The following is a 19,430-nucleotide window of genomic DNA, read 5'->3' on the forward strand; positions in this document are numbered from 1 at the left end:
GCCTCCTTGCCCGGGAACCAGACGCCCATGGCCGAAACGACCCGCTCCTCCGCTGTCGCGGCGCGCGCCTTCCTCTACGCTCTTGCGGCTTCGTCGATCCTCGCCGGCCCAGCCGCCGCCGCCTCGTCCGTGGTGGTCGCCGGACAGGACGCACGCACCCCGAGCGTCACGCAGACGAGGCACGTGGAAACACGGCGCCAAACGCCCGCCCAATGCGCGGCCGCCTTCCATGCCCGTTTCGGAGCGATCCGCGAAGGCGCGTTCGCCGCGCTGAAGACGGCAACGGGCGTCGAGCCGGGTCCGATGGACGAGACGTTGCCGGGCACCCTTCTCTTTCCGCCGTCCGGGCGGGCCCAGGCCGGCGACAACAGTGCCGCGCTCCGCACGGCGGCCGCGCTCGCGAAGGCACGAGGGCGTACGGTCGGCCCGCTCGATGCCAACGCCCGCTGGATCGCCGCCCGCATCCGCGAGGATCTCGGCGACTTCCTCTCCCAGAAGGAGACCCCCTATCTCTGCAGCGGGATCGACGCCTATCTCGAAACGCTGCGCGCGCAGGCAGCGCGGATCGGCCAGTCGCCCGACCGGCTCGCCGCGCAGGTGAATGCCCAGCGCGAGGCCGCCCGGTCCAGCCTGATCGCGGCTCGTGCCGCCCTGCGTCCCGCCCCCCTCCCCCGCTTCGCGCCCAGCGATCGTCCCGGCGACGCGTTGGTCGCCACGAACCTGCGCACCAGCGTCGGGCTTGATGGGAACGAAGTGTATGGGCCGGCGATGCGGGTCGCCAATCGCGGCGACATTCGCGTCTCGGAAGGCAGTTCCGATCCCGATCTTCCGCCGCTGAAGGCGTCGGACGCGTTGGCGAGCGAGGAGGACATCGCCCGCACGGTTCGCGATCTCGGCACCCGCGCCGACGCCGCGGGGGCGCTGGGCAGTTCCACCATCGCCGGTACCGACCCGGTCAGCACGGGGGCGATCGCCGTCATCGGTCCGGCTCGCCCCGACACGAGGGCGAGCTTGCGCCTTCTGGCCGAATTGCGCCCGCGTCTCCTCGGCCCAGCCGCGCCTGTCCAAGCGGACGCGAACCAGCGCGCCGATCTTGTGCGTGCGCTTTCCGATCTCGAAGCGCTGGACTATCTCCTGGCCGCCGAGCGCGAGCCCTCGCATCCGTTGCCGGCAGCGCTGGAGGCGACCTTCGGTGCCATCGCGACGGCGCACGCCGACGCTTGCGCCTGCAAGCCCTGAGACGGCTGCGCCGGAGCGCCGGCGCAGGATCCGCAGGGGATCGCCTCGGCTAGCGAAGCGTCAGGCACCGTCGAGCCCAACGGCACCCATCCCGCAACATCCGGCGGAAGGCGCCATTGGGCCCACCCGGCGGACCTGCGATACGCGCTCCACGGGTCAGGTCCCGGCGGCCAGCCGTTCGTCGCGCAAGCGCCGGACTTCCTGGCGCTTGGTGAGAAGCGAGGCGATCACGACGCCGACTGCCACCACCGCGATGAGGATGGTGGAGATGGCGTTGATCTCGGGCGTCACGCCAAGCCGCACCTGGCTGTAGATGCGCATCGGGAGCGTCGTCGCGCCCGGTCCCGAGGTGAAGCTCGCGATCACGAGATCGTCGAGCGACAGCGTGAAGGCGAGCATCCAGCCGGCCGCCACCGCCGGCCAGATCACCGGCAGGGTGATGAGGAAGAACGCCTTCCACGGCGGACAGCCCAGATCCTGAGCGGCCTCCTCCAGCGACAGGTCGAACGACACCAGCCGCGACTGCACCACCACGGCCACGAAGCACATGGTGAGCGTCGTGTGGGCGAGGGTCACCGTCCAGAAGCCGCGGTCGAAATCGATGGCGACGAACAAGAGCAGCAGCGACAGGCCGGTGATCACCTCGGGCATGACGAGCGGCGCGAAGACCATGCCCGAAAACAGGAGGCGGCCGCGGAAGCGCTTGTGGCGTACGAGAGCCAGCGCGGCGAGCGTGCCGAGCACGGTCGCCAGCGTCGCCGACACGATGCCGACGCGCAGCGTCACGAAGGCCGCGTCGAGAAACAGGCGATTGCCGGCGAGCGCCGTATACCAGCGCGTCGAGAAGCCGCCCCAGACGGTGACGAGCTGCGAGGCGTTGAAGGAATAGATGACGAGAAGCAGGATCGGCAGGTAGAGGAAGCCGAAGCCCGCCACCAGCGACACGACGTTGAACGACGACAACCCGCGCCGCATCAGTCGATCCTCGCCTGGACGCGCTGGAACAGCGTGATCGGGATCACCAGCACGAGAAGCAGAAGCACCGCCACCGCCGAGGCCACCGGCCAGTCGCGGTTGGCGAAGAACTCGTCCCAGAGCGTCTTGCCGATCATCAGCGTCTGCGATCCGCCGAGAAGATCGGGGATCACGAACTCGCCGACGGCCGGGATGAAGACGAGGAAGGCACCCGCCAGGACGCCGGGCAGCGACAGTGGGAAGGTCACGCTCCAGAAGGCGCGCAGCGGCGTGCAGCCAAGATCGCTCGCCGCCTCCAGGAGGCGATGGTCCAGCCGCTCGAGGCTGGCATAGATCGGCAGCACCATGAAGGGCAGATAGGAATAGACGATGCCGATATAGACGGCCGTCTCGGTGTTGAGGATCTCGAGCGGCGTCGAGACGAGGCCGGTCCCAAGGAGGACCTGGTTGAGGTAGCCCTCGTTCCGCAATATGCCGATCCAGGCGTAGACGCGGATCAGGAAGCTCGTCCAGAACGGCAGGATGACCAGCATCACCAGGATCTGGCGCATGGTGCTCGACGCGCGCGACATGGCGTAGGCGAGCGGATAGGCGACCAGAAGCGCCAGCACCGTCGAGATCGCGGCGATCCGCAGCGACGAGAGGTAGGCGTCGAGATAGAGCGGATCGTCGCCGAGCCACAGGTAGCTGTCGAAGCTCAAGCCCCGGACCGCCGCCACGAACGCGGCCCAGCTCTCCGCCGTGAAGACCGGCGTATAGGGAGGCTGCGCGATCGTCGTCGTCGACAGCGAGATCTTGAGGACGATCGCGAAGGGAACGAGGAAGAGCGCGACGAGCCAGAGATAGGGCACGCCGATCACCGCGCCCCGCCACCACCCGCCCTGCGTCTTGGAGCTGCCGGCCATATCAGCTACTCCGCCAGGACCACGCCGGCGTCGCGCTCGAAGGTGAGCGTGACCTCCTCCTCCCAGGCGATCTGCTCCGGCGCCACGCGAGCCGCGTTGATCACGGTGGAGCGCACCGTCTCGCCGCCCGAGAGCCGGATGTTGAAGAGGGTGACGTCCCCGAGATAGGCGATGTCCCAGACCGTGCCGGACAGCGTGTTGGCGGCACCCGCCTCGGCTGCGCGGCGCGACAGTCGCACCTTTTCCGGCCGGATCGCGAAGGCCACCGTCTGGCCGGGCGTCAGCGCCGCCGCGGTCTCGGTCTCGATGCGCCCCGCAGGCGAGCGGAGCGTCGCCATGCCGCTCGAAACGCTTTCCACCTCGGCCTCGATCAGCGACACGTTGCCGACGAAATCGGCGACGTAGCGCGAGGTCGGAGCCTCGTAGACGACCGCGGGCGGTGCGACCTGGCAGATCTTGCCGGCGCGCATCACGGCCATGCGGTCGGCCATGGTCATCGCCTCTTCCTGGTCATGGGTGACGATCACGAAGGTGAGGCCGAGTTCCTGCTGGAGGTCCATCAGCTCGAACTGGGTTTCCTCGCGCAGCTTCTTGTCGAGTGCGCCGAGAGGCTCGTCGAGAAGCAGCACCTTGGGCCGCTTGGCGAGCGAGCGCGCGAGCGCGACGCGCTGCTGCTGGCCGCCCGACAGCTGGCTGGGCTTGCGCCGGCGGAAGGGCTCGAGCTTGACGAGCCGCAGCATCTCCTCGACCCGCGCATCGATCTCCGAGCGCGCCATGCCGTCCTGCCGGAGACCGAAGGCGATGTTCTTCTCGACGTTCATGTGCGGGAAGAGCGCATAGGACTGGAACATCATGTTGAGCGGACGCCGGTAGGGCGGCACGCCCTTGAGGCTCTCGCCCCCTAAGCGGATGTCGCCGTCCGTTGGCTCTTCGAAGCCGGCCAGCATGCGCAGCAGCGTGGACTTGCCGCAACCCGAAGGTCCGAGAAGCGCGAAGAACTCCCGGTCGTAGATGCCGAGCGACAGGTCGTCCACGGCCACCGAGCCCCCGAAGCGCTTGGTGACGTGGTCGAACTCGATGAGGGGCTTGGCGGCGGGGTCGTTCCAGGGGTCGAAGTTGCGGCGAATATTGCCGAGGGATTTCTGTGCGCCCGCCATGCCCGTCCTTCGTGTCCCGTGTCCGACTGCCGGTCGGCCCCTTGGCCCGGCACCGCGCCCTCAGCGGCCGGTCTTCACCGTCGTGAAGGCGCGAGTCGCCAGACGCTGCGCGCGCGAGTCGTAGGGTCGCTTGATGAAGAGCTTTTGAAGGGTCGCCTCGTCCGGATAGATCGCGGGATCCTCCAGGATCTCCTTATCGATCAGCGGCTGCGAGGCGAGGTTTCCGTTGGCGTAGGACACGTAGTTGGTCGCCCTCGCGATCACCTCGGGGCGCATCATGTAGTTGATGAAGACGTGCGCTTCCTCGACATGCGGGGCGTCCGCGGGGATCGCCATCTGGTCGAACCACATCATCGCGCCCTCCTTCGGGATGGCATAGGCGACCTCGACGCCGCGGCCGGCCTCCTCGGCGCGCGTCGCGGCCTGCAGGACGTCGCCCGAGAAGCCGATCGCCACGCAGATGTCGCCGTTGGCGAGGGCGTTGATGTATTCCGACGAATGGAACTTGCGGATGAAGGGGCGCACGCCCTTCAGGAGTTCCTCCGCCTTGCCGATGGATTCCGCATCGCTCGCGTTGGGGTCGAGACCGAGATACTGCAGCACTGCCGGCAGGATCTCGCCCGGCGCGTCGAGCATGTCGATGCCGCACTTGGACAGAACCTCGGCGTTCTTCGGGTCGAAGACGAGGGCCCACGAATCCACCGGGGCGTCGGGCAGGAGCTCCTTGACCTTAGCGGGATTGTAGCCGACGCCGGTGGTGCCCCACATGTAGTTGACCGAATGGGCGTTGCCCGGATCGTAGGCGGCGACGCGCTCGGTGACGAGCGGCCACATGTTCTTGAGGTTGGGCAGCTTCGACGCGTCGAGCGTCTGGAAGACGCCCGCGTCGATCTGGCGCGACAGGTACTCGGCCGAGGGCACCACGATATCGTAGCCGCTGCCGCCGGCCAGCAGGCGGGTCTCGAGGATCTCGTTGGAATCGTAGGTGTCGTAGACGACCCGGATCCCCGTTTCCTTCGTGAAGTCGTCAATGATCGAGGTGTCGATGTAGTCCGACCAGTTGAAGACGTTGAGCACCTTCTCCTGGGCCGAAGCCGCGTGGACGCCGAGGCTCGCAACGACGCTGGCCAGCAGGAAGGAGGTCAATCGCATCGGACGGGCACCTTTTCGGATTGCTCTGTTGCAAGGCAATATTGCCAAAGCCCTGCGCTTTGCCTAGGGCCGCCCGGCGTTTTTACCCTTCCTTCATGCTCTCGCGCAGCATGAACACGGCACCCTCGCCATAGCCCGCCAGTTTGGGAGCAAGGGCCGGATCGTCCACGCGGGCGAACCCGAAGCGTGCCCAGAAGGGCCATGTGCCGTAGACGGAGACGAGAACCGCCGCCCCGAAAGGCTCGGCGAGCGTCAGGAGGCGGCGGATCGCCGGCTCGGCCAGCCCGTGCCCCCGCCATTCCGGCGCCACCGCGACGTCGTGGAGGTAGAGCGCGTCGGCATCGGCAGGCAGGGTGCCGAGCACGGTGTCGAGCGGAGGCGGCGCGAAGCGATGTACGGGATAGGCGATCGCATAGGCGGCGAGCGCCCCGTCCGCATGGGCAAGCACGAGCGAGCCCTCCGGAAACAGCCGCAGCCGATCCAAGAACATCGCCTCGCCCTCATGGAAGGTGGGATGCACGCGCTCCGAGAGGGCCATCACGGCGGGCAGGTCTTCCGCCTCCATCGGACGCCAGCCGGCCGGTGACGGCAGGGCGACCCGGCTCATCGATGCTGGCGCCCCGCGCCGTAGAACATCTTCTCCCAAGCCTTGTGCGCCTTGTAGCCCTCGCGGATGAAGGGCGTGAACACGGCGAGATTGAGCACCGCCTTGTTGGCGACGTTGGCGGGAAAGCGCAGCGGCTTCTCGAAATCCACGAACAGGACCACCCGCACCGCGTCCGAATGGTTCCATGCCTCGTGCTCGTAGGCGTCGTCGAAGATCAACGCCTCGCCTTCGCGCCAGTGGCGCGTCTGGTCGGAGATGCGGATACCGATCTTGTCGGGCTGATCGGGCACCACGAGGCCGAGATGGAAGCGCAGGACGCCGTTGTAGGGTCCGCGGTGCGGCGGCAGGTGCTTGCCGGGCTCGAAGATCGAGAACATGGCCGACTTCAGGCCCGGGATCTTCTGGAGGATGCGCCAGGTCTCGGGGCACTGGCGGATCGCCTCCTCCGACTTGATGCCGTAGCCGCACAGGAAGAAGGTCTTCCAGTTCTGGTCCGACGAGATCGAGCGCACCTCGGACGAAATCTCGTGGAAGGCCGGCAGATCGCCCTTGCGCACCAGGATCTTGTCGAGCTCGGCACGGATCAGGCGCCATTCGGCCTCGACCTCGCGCGCCCAGGGAAAGTCGTCGGTCGGGTAGACCGGCGGATTGCCGACCGCCGAATACTTGAGGTTCAGCGCCTCCGCCCTGTCGACGAGCCCTTGCACGACTCGCGCGGCAGCCCCCTGCCGGCTCATCGTGTCCTGGAGGCCTTCCGTCTTGGTGGTCTGCTGCGGGGTGGTCTGCTTGGGGGCCGTGTCTGTCATGGTTCTTCCAATACTCGCCCGGCGATGAAGCCGATCGCTCCTGCATGTCGCTCTTCTGCATGGCGTTTCAACGGAAATCTCGAGGCGTCAAGCGCCAAACCCGTTCGCCGGGTGCGTCCGGGCACCGGATGGACGCTCGCCGGCAGGTCGCGGCGCCGGGGATCACGACCGCCGCCGCGTCCGCGCGCCGGAGCCTTCCCGGCTCCGCAGGGACGGGCTATGCTCGGCCCATCCGCCCCTTGTCCGCAGGACCGCATGCAAGACCGCACCCGACCGCCCAAGCTCGATGCCGGCGCCTTGTCCAAGATCAAGCGCGACAAGCCCAAGCGGCGCGGGGTCTCCGACGGCGTCGGGATCGGCAAGGCGAGCGGGGCACGCGTCGATCGCCCGCGCGTGTCTCCGGCCGCGCCCCGTTCGGGCCGCGCCGATTACCTCGATTCCCGGCGCGGCGTGCGCTCCATGGCGGAAGCCGCCGAATGGCTGCGCGTGCGCGGCATCGAGGACATCGAGTGCATCACGCCGGACCTTGCGGGCGTCGCCCGCGGCAAGATGATGCCGGCCAAGAAATTCACCGGCAACACCTCGCTGGCCCTGCCCTCGGCTCTGTTCATGCACACGATCTCGGGCGAGTATCCGGAAGAGACGGGCTCGTTCCGCTATTCGCCGAACGACGGCGACCTCAAGCTCGTGCCCGATCTTTCGACCCTCTCGGCGGTCCCCTGGGAGAGCGATCCTACGGCGCAGGTGATCTGCGACCTGATCGACACCGCCGGCGAGGCGGTCGGCTACACGCCGCGCAACGTGCTCAAACGGGTCATGAAGCTCTACGAGGATCGCGGGTGGCGGCCGGTGGTGGCGCCGGAGATCGAGTTCTACCTCGTCTCCAAGAACGTCGATCCCGACTATCCCCTGACGCCCCCGATCGGCCGCTCGGGTCGGCAGATCCAGGGCGGACAGGCCTATTCGATCGGTGGCATCAACGAGTTCGACGAACTGATCGACGACATCTACCATTTCTCCGACGGGCAGGGCCTCGAGATCGACACGCTGATCCACGAGGACGGCGCCGCGCAGCTCGAGATCAACCTGCGCCACGGCGATCCCGTGGAACTCGCCGATCAGGTGTTCATGTTCAAGCGCACGATCCGCGAGGCGGCGCTGAAGCACGACATCTACGCGACCTTCATGGCCAAACCCATCCAGGGCCAGCCGGGATCGGCCATGCACATCCACCAGTCGGTGGTGGACGTCGAGACCGGACGCAACGTGTTCTCGGCCGAGGACGGCAGCCCTTCCCCGCTCTTTCACCACTTCATCGGCGGCATGCAACGCTTCGTGCCCGCCGCCCTCGTGATGATGGCCCCTTACGTCAACTCCTACCGTCGCCTCACCTACGGCATGTCGGCGCCGACCAACAACGCCTGGGGCTTCGACAACCGCACCACGGCCTTCCGCGTGCCGGCCTCGGACGCCGCCGCGCGGCGCGTCGAGAACCGGCTGCCCTCCTCGGACGCCAACCCCTATCTCGCGCTCGCGGCCTCGCTCGCCTGCGGCTGGCTCGGCATGGTCAACGCGGTGGAGCCGGACCAGCCGACCGACCGCACGGTCAACGAGGACGGGGTCATCTCGCTGCCGCGCGGCCTCCTCGAGGCCGTCGCTGCGTTCGAGGCGGAAGAAGCGTTCCAGGAGGTGCTCTCCAAGGAATTCGTCGGCACCTATGCCGGCATCAAGCGCGGCGAACACGAGACCTTCATGCAGGTCATCAGCCCGTGGGAGCGCGAGTTCCTGCTCCTGAATGTCTGAGGCGCACCAGTCTCCCATCTCGCCCGGCCGCTCCTGGTACGAGGATTCGGTGGGCGAGCGTGCGCGCTACCCCAGCCTCGACGGCTCGACGCGGGCCGACGTCCTCGTGGTCGGTGGCGGGTTCACCGGGCTCTCGGCCGCCCTCCATCTCGCCCGCGCCGGCGTCGACGTGGTTCTCTGCGAAGCGGCCCGGCTCGGCGACGGCGCCTCGGGGCGCAACGGTGGCCAGTTCGGCACCGGGCAGCGCCGCTGGCCGGAGGAGATGGAAGACCTGTACGGGCCGGAGCGCGCCCGGCGCCTCTTCGCCATGGCCGAGGACGCCAAGGCCGGTCTCCACGAGACCATGCTGCGCGAGGGCATCGAGGCCGACTTCCGGCCCGGCCAGATCTCGCTGGCCCACCGGGCACGCTATGTCGACGAGTTCCGCCGCCACGCCGACTGGCTGGCCGAGCGCTACGACTACCCGCACCTGCGCTTCATGGACCGCGAGGAGACAGCAGGGCGCCTCGGCTCGGGCGTCTACCATGCGGGCCTGCGGGACGTCGGAACCGGTCATCTCCACCCGATGAAGCTCTTGGTCGGGCTCGGCCGTGCGGCCAGGCGCGCCGGCGCGCGGCTCCACGAGGATACGAAGATCGAGGCGCTGACGCGGGGCGAAGGCGGGCTCTGGCAGGCTCGAACGGCGCGCGGCACGGTCACGGCCGCGCGCGTCCTCCTCGCCACCAACGCCCACGGCGGCCGGCTGGAGCCGAAGAGCGCGGCCCATGTCATGCCGATCCGTTCCTTCATCGCGTCGACGGAACCGCTGGCCGAACCGCATAGGGTCCTGCCGGGAAACGAGGCGGCCGACGATTCCCGCTTCGTGGTGCGCTATTTCCGCAAGAGCGCCGACGGCCGGCTGCTGTTCGGCGGGCGCGAGGCTTATACGTCGGCGTCCGGCGACATCGCCGGCCAGATCCGTCGGCAGGTCGTCTCCATCTGGCCGCATCTCTCGGACGTGCGCTTCACCCATGCCTGGGGCGGCTCGGTCGCCGTCACCATGCCCCGCATGCCCTATGTCGCGGAACCCCAGCCCGGACTCGACGTGATCGCCGGCTTTTCCGGCCACGGCGTGATGCTGACGCACTGGTTGGGACGGCTCTACGCCGGACGCCTCACCGGCGAAGGCGAGACGCTGGCCGACTTGAGGGATCTCGACATCCCGGCCTTTCCCGGCGGCACCTGGCTTCGCGCGCCGCTCCTGTTTCTTGCGATGACCTGGTACGCCTTGCGCGATCGACTGTGATGGCGGAGAAGGGCGCGCGGCGTTCCCCGCATCCCCTGTTGCCGCCATTTTCGAAGTTTCCGTCGTGAGCGCATCCCCTTCCTCCCAGTCCGTCCCCTCGCTCCGCGACCGGCTGCGGGCGGACACGCGCGAGGCGCACGAGGCGCTGGACGCCTCGTTCGCGGGCATGTTCGCCGATGCGACCGGCACGCGTTACGCCCGCTTCATCGCCATGAACCGGGCGGCCCACGCGGCGATCGACCCGGTCCTGGCGGCCAGTCCGCTCGCCGGCCTGAAGGACGAGGAGGCACCGGCGGACCGCCTCGACGCGGCGCATCGGGACGCCTTGGCGCTCGGTCTCGCCCCCGCCCCGCCGGTGCGATTTCCTTTGCCAGGACCCGATCTATTCGAGGCGTTCGGCATCGCCTATGTGCTGGAAGGATCGAGGCTTGGCGCCAAGTATATGTTGCGCGCCATCAAAATTGATCAGCGCACCGATGACGTGCGGTGGCCGACTGACTATCTGGAGGCCTCCAGCGATGCACGCCCCTTCACCCGACTGCTCGATCGCATGGCGGCCGAACGGGCGGACGAGCCTGCCATTCGGCGTGCGGTCGAGGCGGCGGACGTGACGTTCCGCTTCTTCCGCAGCCTATGCGGGGACGACGATAAGAGGACGACCCGCGCTTGACGATCCAGCCCCAGCCGTTCGGCGACGTCGACATCACCAACTGCGAGCGCGAGCCGATCCAGTTCCTGGGGCGCATCCAGAACTTCGGCTATCTTCTCGCCGTGTCCACCGACTGGCTGATCGAGCGCGTCTCGGCCAATATCGGCGACGTGATCGACCGCACCGCCGAGAGCCTGCTCGGCGAGTCCGTCCTGTCGGTGGTCTCCGAAGGCGCGCTTCATTCCATCCGCGGCCGGCTTCAGATCCTGTCGGGCGAGAGCGGGGGCGAGCGCATCGTCGGCCTCGATCTCTTCGGCACGGGCATGCGCTTCGACGTGGCGATCCATGTCTCGGCAGGCTCCATCATCATCGAGGCCGAGCCCCAGGCCGAGCGCCCGTCCACCAACCCCGGCGCGCTGGTCAAGAGCATGATCACCCGCGTCCAGAAGACGCAAGGGCTAGAGGGGCTCTACAAGGAAAGCGTGCGCCAGCTGCGCGGCATCACCGGTTTCGACCGTGTGATGCTGTATCGCTTCGCGGACGGGGGCGCCGGCTCGGTGATCGCGGAGGCCGCACGGTCCGGCATCGGCTCGTTTCTCGGCCTGAACTACCCCGCGACCGACATTCCGCCCCAGGCCCGCGCGCTCTACGTGCGCAACCAGGTACGGCTGATCGCGGACGTCGGGTCCGAGACCGTACCCGTGATCCCCGAACTCGATCCCCATGGACGGCCGATCGACCTCTCGCAGTCGGTGCTTCGGTCGGTGTCGCCGATCCATATCGAGTATCTCGGCAACATGGGCGTGTCCGCCTCCATGTCGGTCTCGATCGTCATCGACGGACAGCTCTGGGGCCTGTTCGCGCTTCACAACTACGCGCCCCGACACCTTGCGATGGAAGTGCGCGCCGCAGCCGAGCTCTTCGGTCAGATGGTGTCGCTCATCATCGAGGGTCGCCTCGCCAAGGAGCAGCGCCAGCTCGAGGAAGCCGGGCGCGTGCTGCACGACCGGTTCGTCTCGCGCATCGTCGCCGCCTCGTCGACGCTGGATACGATCGGTGAATTCGCCGACGACCTGCGCGAGATCATCCCCGCCGACGGGTTCGCGATCTTCGTGAAGGGCGACGCCCAGTGCTACGGCCACTGCCCGACGCCCGAAGAGATCGCGAGCCTGGCGCGCTTCCTCAACCGGGCAGGCTCGGGCCGCATCTATGCGACCGACGAGATCTCGGCGGTCCATCTTCCGGGCGCCGACTATATCGACCGGGCGGCGGGTGTCCTCGCCATTCCGATCTCCCGCTCCCCGCGCGACTACCTCCTGTTCTTCCGCCGCGAGATCATCCAGACGGTCACCTGGGCGGGCGACCCGAAGACCAAGGAGCGCATGATCGGGCCGAACGGCGTTCGCCTGACGCCGCGCAAGAGCTTCGAGGCCTGGAAGGAAACCGTGCACGGTCGCAGTCACCCTTGGACGGTGAGCGAGACCAAGGCGGCCGAGGGGCTGCGCGTGTCCATCCTCGAGGTGCTGCTGCGCTTCAACGAGGAGAGCGAGCGGCAGCAATCGCTCGCGGCCCAGCGCCAGGAACTCCTGATCGCCGAACTGAACCACCGCGTGCGCAACATCCTCAGCCTGATCCGGGCGCTGGTGGTCCAGTCCAAGCCCGGCGCGACGACGGTGGACAGCTTCGCCGCGATCATCGGCGGGCGCATCCAGGCACTGGCGCGTGCGCACGACCAGATCACCAGTGCGGATGCCGGCGCCGTGACGCTGCGCGATATCGTCCGCACCGAGATTTCCGCCTATATCGGCGGCAAGGCCGGACGGGTTGCCTTGTCGGGGCCCGACATCTTCGTCGAGGCCGTGACCTTCTCGACCCTGGCGCTGGTGTTCCACGAACTCGTCACCAACTCGGCGAAATACGGTGCCCTCTCCGATTCGTCGGGCAGCGTCGAGGTGAACTGGTGGCTCGACGACAACGACGCCTGCCGCATCGAGTGGATCGAGAGCGGCGGACCGCCGGTAGCAGCCCCCCAGCGTCGCGGCTTCGGCTCCACCATCATCGAGCGTTCCATCCCGCACGACCTGTCGGGCGAAGCGCGCATCGATTACCACCTGTCGGGCGTGCGGGCCCATTTCACCCTTCCGGCCAACGTGTTCCACCTCGAGGGAACCCGGACGGACCTTCCCGCCCCCGACGCCAGAACCGATACGATGGCGGCGTCCGAGCCCGCTGCGTCGCTGGCCGGCCTTCGCGGCCTCGTCGTCGAGGACAACCTCATCATCTCGCTCGATGCCGAGCAGATGCTGTTCGACCACGGCATGGTCGAGGTCTTCACCGCGGCCAGCGTCGACGAAGCCCGCAAGGTGATTGAATCCCAATCGATCGACGTCGCGCTTCTCGACGTCAATCTCGGTTCGGAAACGTCCTTCCCCCTGGTTCGTGACCTCAACGCACGGCACATTCCCTTCGTGTTCGTCACGGGCTACGGCGAAAAGATCGAACTGCCGTTGGAGGCGGGCGATGCGGACGCCGTCAAGAAGCCGTTCGTGAGCGAGCTTCTCGTCGGCGCGATCGCGCGCGCGGCAATGCGCCGTCCGCGCCCGTCATGAACCGGCAGGCCATTCGGGCACATCCCCGAACGGCCTGCCCTTCCCATTTTCAATCGATTGAATTATCCACGGTCGAAGGACCGGATCGGGCGCTGCCCGGTTCCCTGCTGAATGGAGTTGGCCCCGCGTGTCCAGTCAGATCATTCCCGTCGAATGCTTCGACTACATCGTCTTCGGCGGCAACGGCGATCTTGCCGAACGCAAGCTGCTTCCCGCTCTGTTCCACCGTGACCTCGACGGGCAGATCCCGCCGGGCGCCCGCATCATCGGCGCCTCGCGCACGCCCTTCTCGGACGAGGAGTACCGCGCCTTCGGCCGCGAGGCCCTGACCGCCTTCGTCGCCGAATCGGACCGCAAGGACGAAGCCGTCGACCGCTTCCTCGCGCGCTTGTTCTATCGCCAGGTGGATGCGAGGAGCGAGACCGGCTGGGCGGAGCTGAAGAGCCTTCTGGACGAAGCGGGCCAGGATCGCATCCGCGCCTTCTATCTCGCCGTCAGCCCGAGCCTCTTCGGCGACCTCGCTTCGAGCGTGAAGCGCCACGGTCTCGCGCACGAGAAGACGCGCATCGTGGTCGAGAAGCCGGTCGGGCGCGACCTCGCCTCCGCCAAGGCACTCAACGCCCTGATCGGCGAGCACTTCGACGAAAGCCAGGTGTTCCGCATCGACCACTACCTCGGCAAGGAGACGGTGCAGAACCTGATGGCGCTGCGCTTTGCCAACATGCTCTACGAGCCGCTGTGGAACTCGGCCTATGTCGACCACGTGCAGATCACCGTGGCCGAGAGCGTCGGCCTCGAGGGGCGCGCGGGCTACTACGACAAGGCCGGCGCACTGCGCGACATGGTGCAGAACCACATCCTGCAGCTCGTCTGCCTCGTGGCGCTGGAGCCGCCGTCGGCCATGGACGCCGACGCGCTGCGCGACGAGAAGCTGAAGATCCTGCGCTCCTTGAAGCGCATCGACGAGAGCAACATCGAGCACCTCAGCGTGCGCGGCCAGTACAAGGCCGGCGCCTCGAACGGTGGTGCGGTGAAAGGCTACCTCGAGGACCTCGGCGAACCGACGAGCGACACGGAGACCTTCGTCGCCATCAAGGCCGAGATCAACAACTGGCGCTGGGCCGGCGTGCCCTTCTACATCCGCACCGGCAAGCGCCTGTCGGAGCGGATGAGCGAGATCGTGGTCACCTTCCGCCCGATCCCGCACTCGATCTTCGAGGGCTCCGCGGGCCACGTGCAGCAGAACCAGCTCGTGATGCGCCTTCAGCCCGACGAGGGCGTGAAGCAGTGGCTGATGATCAAGGACCCCGGCCCCGGCGGCATGCGCCTTCGCCACGTGCCGCTCGACATGAGCTTCGCCGAGAGCTTTCATGTGCGCAACCCCGACGCCTATGAGCGCCTTCTGATGGACGTGATCCGGGGCAACCAGACCCTCTTCATGCGCCGCGACGAGGTCGAGGCCGCCTGGGAATGGGTGGACCCGATCCTCAAGGCCTGGGAAGCGCGCGCCGTGCGCCCGCAGGGCTACACGTCCGGCACCTGGGGCCCGTCCTCCTCCATCGCACTGATCGAGCGCGACGGGCGGACGTGGCACGAACCCGATTGAGGCCGTCATGACGATCCGCGAGCACGACTACCCGACCCGCGAGGCCCTGGCCGAGGCGCTGGCGACGGGCGTCGCCGCCGTCCTTTGCGGGGGCATCTCGACGCGCGGCCATGCGGTGCTGGCCGTCTCCGGCGGCTCGACGCCCAAGCGCTTCTTCGGCGCCCTCGCCCAAGCCGACATGGACTGGTCGCGCGTCACCGTGTGCCTCGTGGACGAGCGCTGGGTGCCCGAGACGAGCGAGCGATCCAACGCCCGGCTCGTGCGCGAGAACCTCCTCGTCGGCCGCGCCGCGGGAGCACGGCTCGAGCCGCTGTTCGAGGACGGACCGACGGCGCGCGAGGCGCAGGACGACGTGTCCCGGCGCCTGTCCGCCCTGCCCCGCCCCTTCGACGCCGTGATCCTCGGGATGGGCAACGATGGTCACACCGCATCGTTCTTCCCCGGCGCCGACCGGCTGGCCGAGGCGATCGACGCGCAAGCGGGCCACCGCGTCCTCGCCATCGAGGCACCCGGCGCCGGCGAGCCGCGCATCACGCTGGCTCTTCCCTTCCTCCTGGAAGCCCGTTTCCTCGCCCTCCATATCGAAGGGCAGGACAAGCGCGACACCCTGGCGAAGGCGATGGGCGACGGGCCGGTCGAGGCCATGCCCATCCGCTCGGTCCTTCGTGCCGCGCGCGAGGACCCTTTGCAGATCTTCTGGGCGCCCTGAGGCGCCGAACCGACCCGCCCTCCGACCCGAAGGGGTGATGCCATGGCCGCCGACCGCCGCATCGAAGAGATCACCGCCCGCATCCGCGAGCGCTCCAAGCCGACGCGCGAGCCCTATCTCGACCGCATCCGTTCGAAGGGCGAGACCGCGCCCAAGCGTGCCGCCCTCAACTGCGGCAACCTCGCCCACGGTTTTGCCGCCTGCGGGCCGACCGACAAGGCGCGGCTGACCGGCGACGCGACGCTGAACCTCGGCATCATCACGTCCTACAACGACATGCTGTCGGCGCATCAGCCGTTCGAGACCTACCCTGAGATCATCCGCCAGACGGCGCGCGAGGCCGGTGCGACGGCGCAGGTCGCGGGCGGCGTGCCGGCGATGTGCGACGGCGTCACGCAAGGCCAGATCGGCATGGAGCTGTCGCTCTTCTCGCGCGACGTCATCGCCATGTCGGCCGCGGTCGGCCTTTCCCACGACATGTACGACGCCGCCGTCTATCTCGGCGTCTGCGACAAGATCGTGCCGGGCCTCGTGATCGCGGCGCTGTCCTTCGGCCACCTGCCGGCGATCTTCGTGCCGGCGGGGCCGATGACAACGGGTCTTCCGAACGACGAGAAGGCGCGCATCCGCCAGCTCTACGCCGAAGGCAAGGTCGGGCGTGACGCGCTTCTGGAGGCCGAGTCGAAGAGCTACCACGGGCCGGGCACCTGCACCTTCTACGGCACGGCGAACTCCAACCAGATGCTGATGGAGATCATGGGCCTGCATACGCCGGGCTCGTCCTTCGTCAATCCGAACACGCCCCTGCGCGACGCGCTGACGCGCGAGGCGACGCGCCGGGCGCTCTCCATCACCGCGCTCGGCAACGAATACACGCCGGCCGGCCTCGTGGTGGACGAGCGGGCCGTGGTGAACGGCGTCGTCGGCCTTCATGCGACCGGCGGCTCGACCAACCACACGCTGCATCTCGTGGCCATGGCGGCGGCGGCCGGCATCAAGCTCACCTGGGCCGACATTTCCGAGCTTTCGGACGTGACGCCCCTCCTCGCCCGCGTCTACCCCAACGGCCTTGCCGACGTGAACCACTTCCAGGCGGCCGGCGGCATGGGCTTCCTGATCCGCGAACTCCTCTCCCACGGCCTCCTGCACGACGACGTGCGCACGGCCTGGGGTACCGGGCTCGGCGCCTATACGGTGGAGGCGAGGCTCGGCGAGGACGGACAGGTCGTGCGCGTTCCCGCGCCCGAGGCGAGCGGCGATGCCAAGGTCCTGACGACCGCCGACCAGCCCTTCTCCGCCAACGGCGGCCTTCGCATGCTGACGGGCAATGTCGGCAAGGCGGTGATCAAGGTCTCGGCCGTGAAGCCCGAGAAGCGTGTCGTCGAGGCGCCCGCCCGCGTCTTCCACGATCAGGACGCCCTGCAGCGCGCCTTCAAGGCGGGCGAGCTGACGGGCGACTTCGTCGCCGTCGTCCGTTTCCAGGGGCCGAAATGCAACGGCATGCCGGAGCTCCACAAGCTCACCCCCTCGCTCGGCGTCCTGCAGGATCGCGGGCAGCGCGTGGCGCTCGTCACCGACGGGCGCATGTCGGGCGCCTCCGGCAAGGTGCCTGCCGCGATCCACGTGACGCCGGAGGCGCTCGACGGCGGTCCGATCGGCAAGATCCGCGACGGCGACCTGATCCGCCTCGACGGCGAGGCCGGCACGCTGGAAGTGCTGGTCGATCCGGCCGAGTTCGCCCGTCGTCCGAACGCCGAGGCCGACCACTCGGCCAACGAGACCGGCCTCGGGCGCGAGCTCTTCGCCGTGTTCCGGCGGGCCGTGGGCACCGCCGACACGGGCGCCAGCGTCTTCTGAAGCCGCGGCGGGCCCGGCCCGCCGCGTGACATTTCGCGCCGTTCGGTTAGAGGTGCGCCTGAGGTGAAGCCGCCCCGGCGGCTCCGCCACGCCCCTGCCGCGGAATCGCCGATGCTGCCTCGCCTCCTGTCCCTCCTGCCCCGCGGCTCGTTCCGCTCGCTCGGCATCGTGCACGACGTCCTGGTGGCGGCGGTCGCCATCTCGCTGGCGCTCGGCCTCGCGTTCGGTTTCCGCATCACCTTCAACAACTGGCAGATCTGGTCGCTGATCGTCGCCTTCACGGCCTTGTCGGCCGCGATGTTCCCGCTCTTCTCGCTCAACAGCGGCGCGTGGCGTTACGCCTCGCTCCTCGACGTCTTGTCCATCGTGAAGGCGGTGACGGCGATCAACGTCGTGTTCCTAGCCGGCCACTTCATCCTGTTCCGCGGCCTCTACCTGCCCCGATCCTCGCTGGTGATGACGTGGTTCATCATGATCGTCGGGCTCGGCGGCCCGCGCCTTGCGTATCGCCTGTGGAAGGAGCGCGGCCTGTCGGCGCGCTTCTTCGACACGAGCGGCATCCGGGTGCCCGTCGAGAACGTCGTGATCTACGGTTTCACCGACAATGCCGATCTCTTCATCCGCGACGCGCGCCGCTCCCACCACGGCGTCCATCTTCTCGGCCTCGTGGACGACAAGCCGAAGAACCAGGGCCGCCAGCTCCACGGCGTGAAGGTGCTGGGCTCGCTCGCCGACCTTCCGGAGATCGCTCGCCGGGCGGAGCTCGGCGCGACACCGATCAACCAGCTCATCGTCGCCAAGGGGCAGGTGCCCCCTGCCGAACTCTCGGCCGTCGTGGAGGTCGCCGCGCCCCTGAAGATCGCGGTGAAGCGTCTGCCCGACATTTCTCGCGCCGGCGATCTCGGCGAGACGCCGATCGAGGTCCTGCCCGTATCGCTCGAGGACCTTCTCGGGCGCCACGAGATCCGCCTCGACATCGAGGAGGTGGCGCGACTGATCGAGGGCCGCTGCATCGCGGTGACGGGCGCCGGCGGCTCCATCGGCTCCGAGCTCGTCGCGCAGATCGCCTCCTTCGGCCCGAAGCGCCTCGTGCTCATCGATGCCGGCGAGTTCAACCTCTACACGGTCGGCCGCCGCATGGCCGATCACCATGCCCACGTCGAGACGGTGGAGCGCGTCGCCGACGTGCGCCAGCGCGAGCGGATCCTGGCGATCTTCGACGAATGGCGGCCGGAGGTAATCTTCCACGCCGCGGCACTCAAGCACGTGCCGATCGTGGAAGAGAACCCGCTGGAGGGGATCGAAACCAATCTCCTCGGCTCGCGCAACGTGGCGGACGCCGCGCTTGCCTGCGGCGCGCTCGCCTTCGTCATGGTCTCCACCGACAAGGCGGTGAACCCGACCAACGTGATGGGTGCCACCAAGCGCGCGGCGGAGGCCTATTGCCAGGCGCTGGATCTCGGCCAGGCCGGCACCCGGTTCATGACGGTGCGCTTCGGCAACGTCATGGGCTCCGCCGGTTCGGTGATCCCGCTGTTCCAGAGCCAGCTGGCGCGCGGCGGGCCGCTGACCGTCACCGATCCCGACATCACCCGCTTCTTCATGACGATTCCGGAAGCCTCGCGGCTGATCCTTCACGCCGCCGGCCACGGCATCGCCGACCGGGCGGCGGAAGGGCAGATCTTCGTGCTCGACATGGGCGAGCCGATCCGCATCACCGAGCTTGCCGAGCGCCTGATCCAGCTGGCGGGCCTCAGGCCCCACAAGGACATCGCGATCGAATATACCGGGCTTCGCAAGGGCGAGAAGCTCTACGAGGAACTCTTCGGCGAGGGTGAGACGCGAGAGGATACCGGGCTCCCCGGCCTCCTGATCGCCCGCTCGCGCGTCTCCGACGTCGCCTTCCTCAACGCCCGTTTCGAGGCGATCGCCGGCGCGCTGGCGAGAGGTGATGCGAGCCGGGCGATCGAACTCCTGTCCGAGGTCGTGCCGGAGTTCGGACGCGCTCGCCTGTCCAACGCCGCGTCGCTCAACCCGGCCCTCGCCGCGCCCCGGGCGGGGGCCTGAGCCC

At 68.3% G+C, this 19,430-nt stretch carries 15 protein-coding genes; 9 read left to right on the top strand and 6 right to left on the bottom strand.

Features of this window, described 5'->3' with window-relative positions:
* Nucleotides 1-27 precede the first annotated feature (27 nt).
* A complete protein-coding gene (locus AUL34_RS02610; protein ID WP_061930773.1) occupies nt 28-1,239 on the top strand; it encodes a hypothetical protein in 1,212 nt (403 codons plus the stop codon).
* 156 nt (nt 1,240-1,395) lie between these two features.
* Here AUL34_RS02610 and AUL34_RS02615 read toward each other — a convergent pair whose 3' ends face one another.
* The 6 genes from AUL34_RS02615 to AUL34_RS02640 all read right to left on the bottom strand — a co-directional run bounded on the left by AUL34_RS02615 (nt 1,396) and on the right by AUL34_RS02640 (nt 6,841).
* Nucleotides 1,396-2,214, bottom strand: coding sequence for an ABC transporter permease (locus tag AUL34_RS02615; RefSeq protein ID WP_061930776.1), 819 nt, complete (start codon nt 2,212-2,214; stop codon nt 1,396-1,398).
* The gene (locus tag AUL34_RS02620) at nt 2,214-3,119 is read right to left on the bottom strand and encodes an ABC transporter permease subunit (RefSeq protein WP_061930779.1); all 906 of its coding nucleotides are present in this window, start codon (nt 3,117-3,119) and stop codon (nt 2,214-2,216) included. Before AUL34_RS02620 ends, AUL34_RS02615 begins: the two co-directional genes overlap by 1 nt.
* A gap of 5 nt (nt 3,120-3,124) precedes the next feature.
* Nucleotides 3,125-4,276, bottom strand: coding sequence for an ABC transporter ATP-binding protein (locus AUL34_RS02625; RefSeq protein ID WP_061930782.1), 1,152 nt, complete (start codon nt 4,274-4,276; stop codon nt 3,125-3,127).
* 60 nt (nt 4,277-4,336) lie between these two features.
* Entirely contained in the window at nt 4,337-5,428 is a 1,092-nt protein-coding gene (locus AUL34_RS02630; protein ID WP_061930785.1) for a polyamine ABC transporter substrate-binding protein, read from the bottom strand.
* 82 nt (nt 5,429-5,510) lie between these two features.
* Complete coding sequence (locus AUL34_RS02635) at nt 5,511-6,035, bottom strand: GNAT family N-acetyltransferase (protein WP_061930788.1); 525 nt, start codon at nt 6,033-6,035, stop codon at nt 5,511-5,513.
* Nucleotides 6,032-6,841, bottom strand: a complete 810-nt coding sequence (locus AUL34_RS02640) for an aspartyl/asparaginyl beta-hydroxylase domain-containing protein (protein ID WP_061930791.1) — start codon at nt 6,839-6,841, stop codon at nt 6,032-6,034. Before AUL34_RS02640 ends, AUL34_RS02635 begins: the two co-directional genes overlap by 4 nt.
* Nucleotides 6,842-7,096: 255 nt before the next feature.
* On the opposite strand from AUL34_RS02640, the gene AUL34_RS02645 reads away from it, so the two are divergent.
* The 8 genes from AUL34_RS02645 to AUL34_RS02680 all read left to right on the top strand — a co-directional run bounded on the left by AUL34_RS02645 (nt 7,097) and on the right by AUL34_RS02680 (nt 19,426).
* Nucleotides 7,097-8,644, top strand: a complete 1,548-nt coding sequence (locus AUL34_RS02645) for a glutamine synthetase family protein (RefSeq protein ID WP_082653115.1) — start codon at nt 7,097-7,099, stop codon at nt 8,642-8,644.
* Nucleotides 8,637-9,929, top strand: a complete 1,293-nt coding sequence (locus AUL34_RS02650) for an FAD-binding oxidoreductase (RefSeq protein WP_061930794.1) — start codon at nt 8,637-8,639, stop codon at nt 9,927-9,929. The genes AUL34_RS02645 and AUL34_RS02650 overlap by 8 nt, the downstream gene beginning before the upstream one ends.
* A gap of 64 nt (nt 9,930-9,993) precedes the next feature.
* Nucleotides 9,994-10,599 carry a biliverdin-producing heme oxygenase gene (locus AUL34_RS02655; protein ID WP_061930797.1) on the top strand — a complete coding sequence of 202 codons (606 nt, stop codon included), beginning with the start codon at nt 9,994-9,996 and terminating at the stop codon, nt 10,597-10,599.
* On the top strand, nt 10,596-13,187 hold the full coding sequence (locus AUL34_RS02660) for an HWE histidine kinase domain-containing protein (protein ID WP_061930800.1): 2,592 nt from the start codon (nt 10,596-10,598) through the stop codon (nt 13,185-13,187). The genes AUL34_RS02655 and AUL34_RS02660 overlap by 4 nt, the downstream gene beginning before the upstream one ends.
* Before the next feature lie 127 nt (nt 13,188-13,314).
* Nucleotides 13,315-14,793 (top strand): glucose-6-phosphate dehydrogenase, encoded by a 1,479-nt coding sequence (gene zwf / locus AUL34_RS02665; protein WP_061930803.1) that lies wholly within the window; start codon nt 13,315-13,317, stop codon nt 14,791-14,793.
* Between the two features lie 7 nt (nt 14,794-14,800).
* Entirely contained in the window at nt 14,801-15,502 is a 702-nt protein-coding gene (gene pgl, locus AUL34_RS02670) for a 6-phosphogluconolactonase (RefSeq protein WP_061930806.1), read from the top strand.
* A 42-nt stretch (nt 15,503-15,544) separates the two neighbouring features.
* Nucleotides 15,545-17,359: a phosphogluconate dehydratase gene (gene edd / locus AUL34_RS02675; RefSeq protein WP_061930809.1), complete on the top strand. Its 1,815-nt coding sequence runs from the start codon at nt 15,545-15,547 to the stop codon at nt 17,357-17,359.
* A gap of 111 nt (nt 17,360-17,470) precedes the next feature.
* Nucleotides 17,471-19,426, top strand: a complete 1,956-nt coding sequence (locus AUL34_RS02680; protein ID WP_061930812.1) for a nucleoside-diphosphate sugar epimerase/dehydratase — start codon at nt 17,471-17,473, stop codon at nt 19,424-19,426.
* Nucleotides 19,427-19,430: the final 4 nt, after the last annotated feature.

Source organism: Aureimonas sp. AU22 (assembly GCF_001463745.1).
GTDB lineage: Bacteria > Pseudomonadota > Alphaproteobacteria > Rhizobiales > Rhizobiaceae > Aureimonas.

Excerpts from the sequence above, each read along its gene's own strand:
- AUL34_RS02610 (WP_061930773.1), top strand. The coding sequence starts at position 28 with ATGGCCGAAACGACCCGCTCCTCCGCTGTCGCGGCGCGCGCCTTCCTC.
- AUL34_RS02615 (WP_061930776.1), bottom strand. The coding sequence starts at position 2,214 with ATGCGGCGCGGGTTGTCGTCGTTCAACGTCGTGTCGCTGGTGGCGGGC.
- AUL34_RS02620 (WP_061930779.1), bottom strand. The coding sequence starts at position 3,119 with ATGGCCGGCAGCTCCAAGACGCAGGGCGGGTGGTGGCGGGGCGCGGTG.
- AUL34_RS02625 (WP_061930782.1), bottom strand. The coding sequence starts at position 4,276 with ATGGCGGGCGCACAGAAATCCCTCGGCAATATTCGCCGCAACTTCGAC.
- AUL34_RS02630 (WP_061930785.1), bottom strand. The coding sequence starts at position 5,428 with ATGCGATTGACCTCCTTCCTGCTGGCCAGCGTCGTTGCGAGCCTCGGC.
- AUL34_RS02635 (WP_061930788.1), bottom strand. The coding sequence starts at position 6,035 with ATGAGCCGGGTCGCCCTGCCGTCACCGGCCGGCTGGCGTCCGATGGAG.
- AUL34_RS02640 (WP_061930791.1), bottom strand. The coding sequence starts at position 6,841 with ATGACAGACACGGCCCCCAAGCAGACCACCCCGCAGCAGACCACCAAG.
- AUL34_RS02645 (WP_082653115.1), top strand. The coding sequence starts at position 7,097 with ATGCAAGACCGCACCCGACCGCCCAAGCTCGATGCCGGCGCCTTGTCC.
- AUL34_RS02650 (WP_061930794.1), top strand. The coding sequence starts at position 8,637 with ATGTCTGAGGCGCACCAGTCTCCCATCTCGCCCGGCCGCTCCTGGTAC.
- pgl (WP_061930806.1), top strand. The coding sequence starts at position 14,801 with ATGACGATCCGCGAGCACGACTACCCGACCCGCGAGGCCCTGGCCGAG.
- edd (WP_061930809.1), top strand. The coding sequence starts at position 15,545 with ATGGCCGCCGACCGCCGCATCGAAGAGATCACCGCCCGCATCCGCGAG.
- AUL34_RS02680 (WP_061930812.1), top strand. The coding sequence starts at position 17,471 with ATGCTGCCTCGCCTCCTGTCCCTCCTGCCCCGCGGCTCGTTCCGCTCG.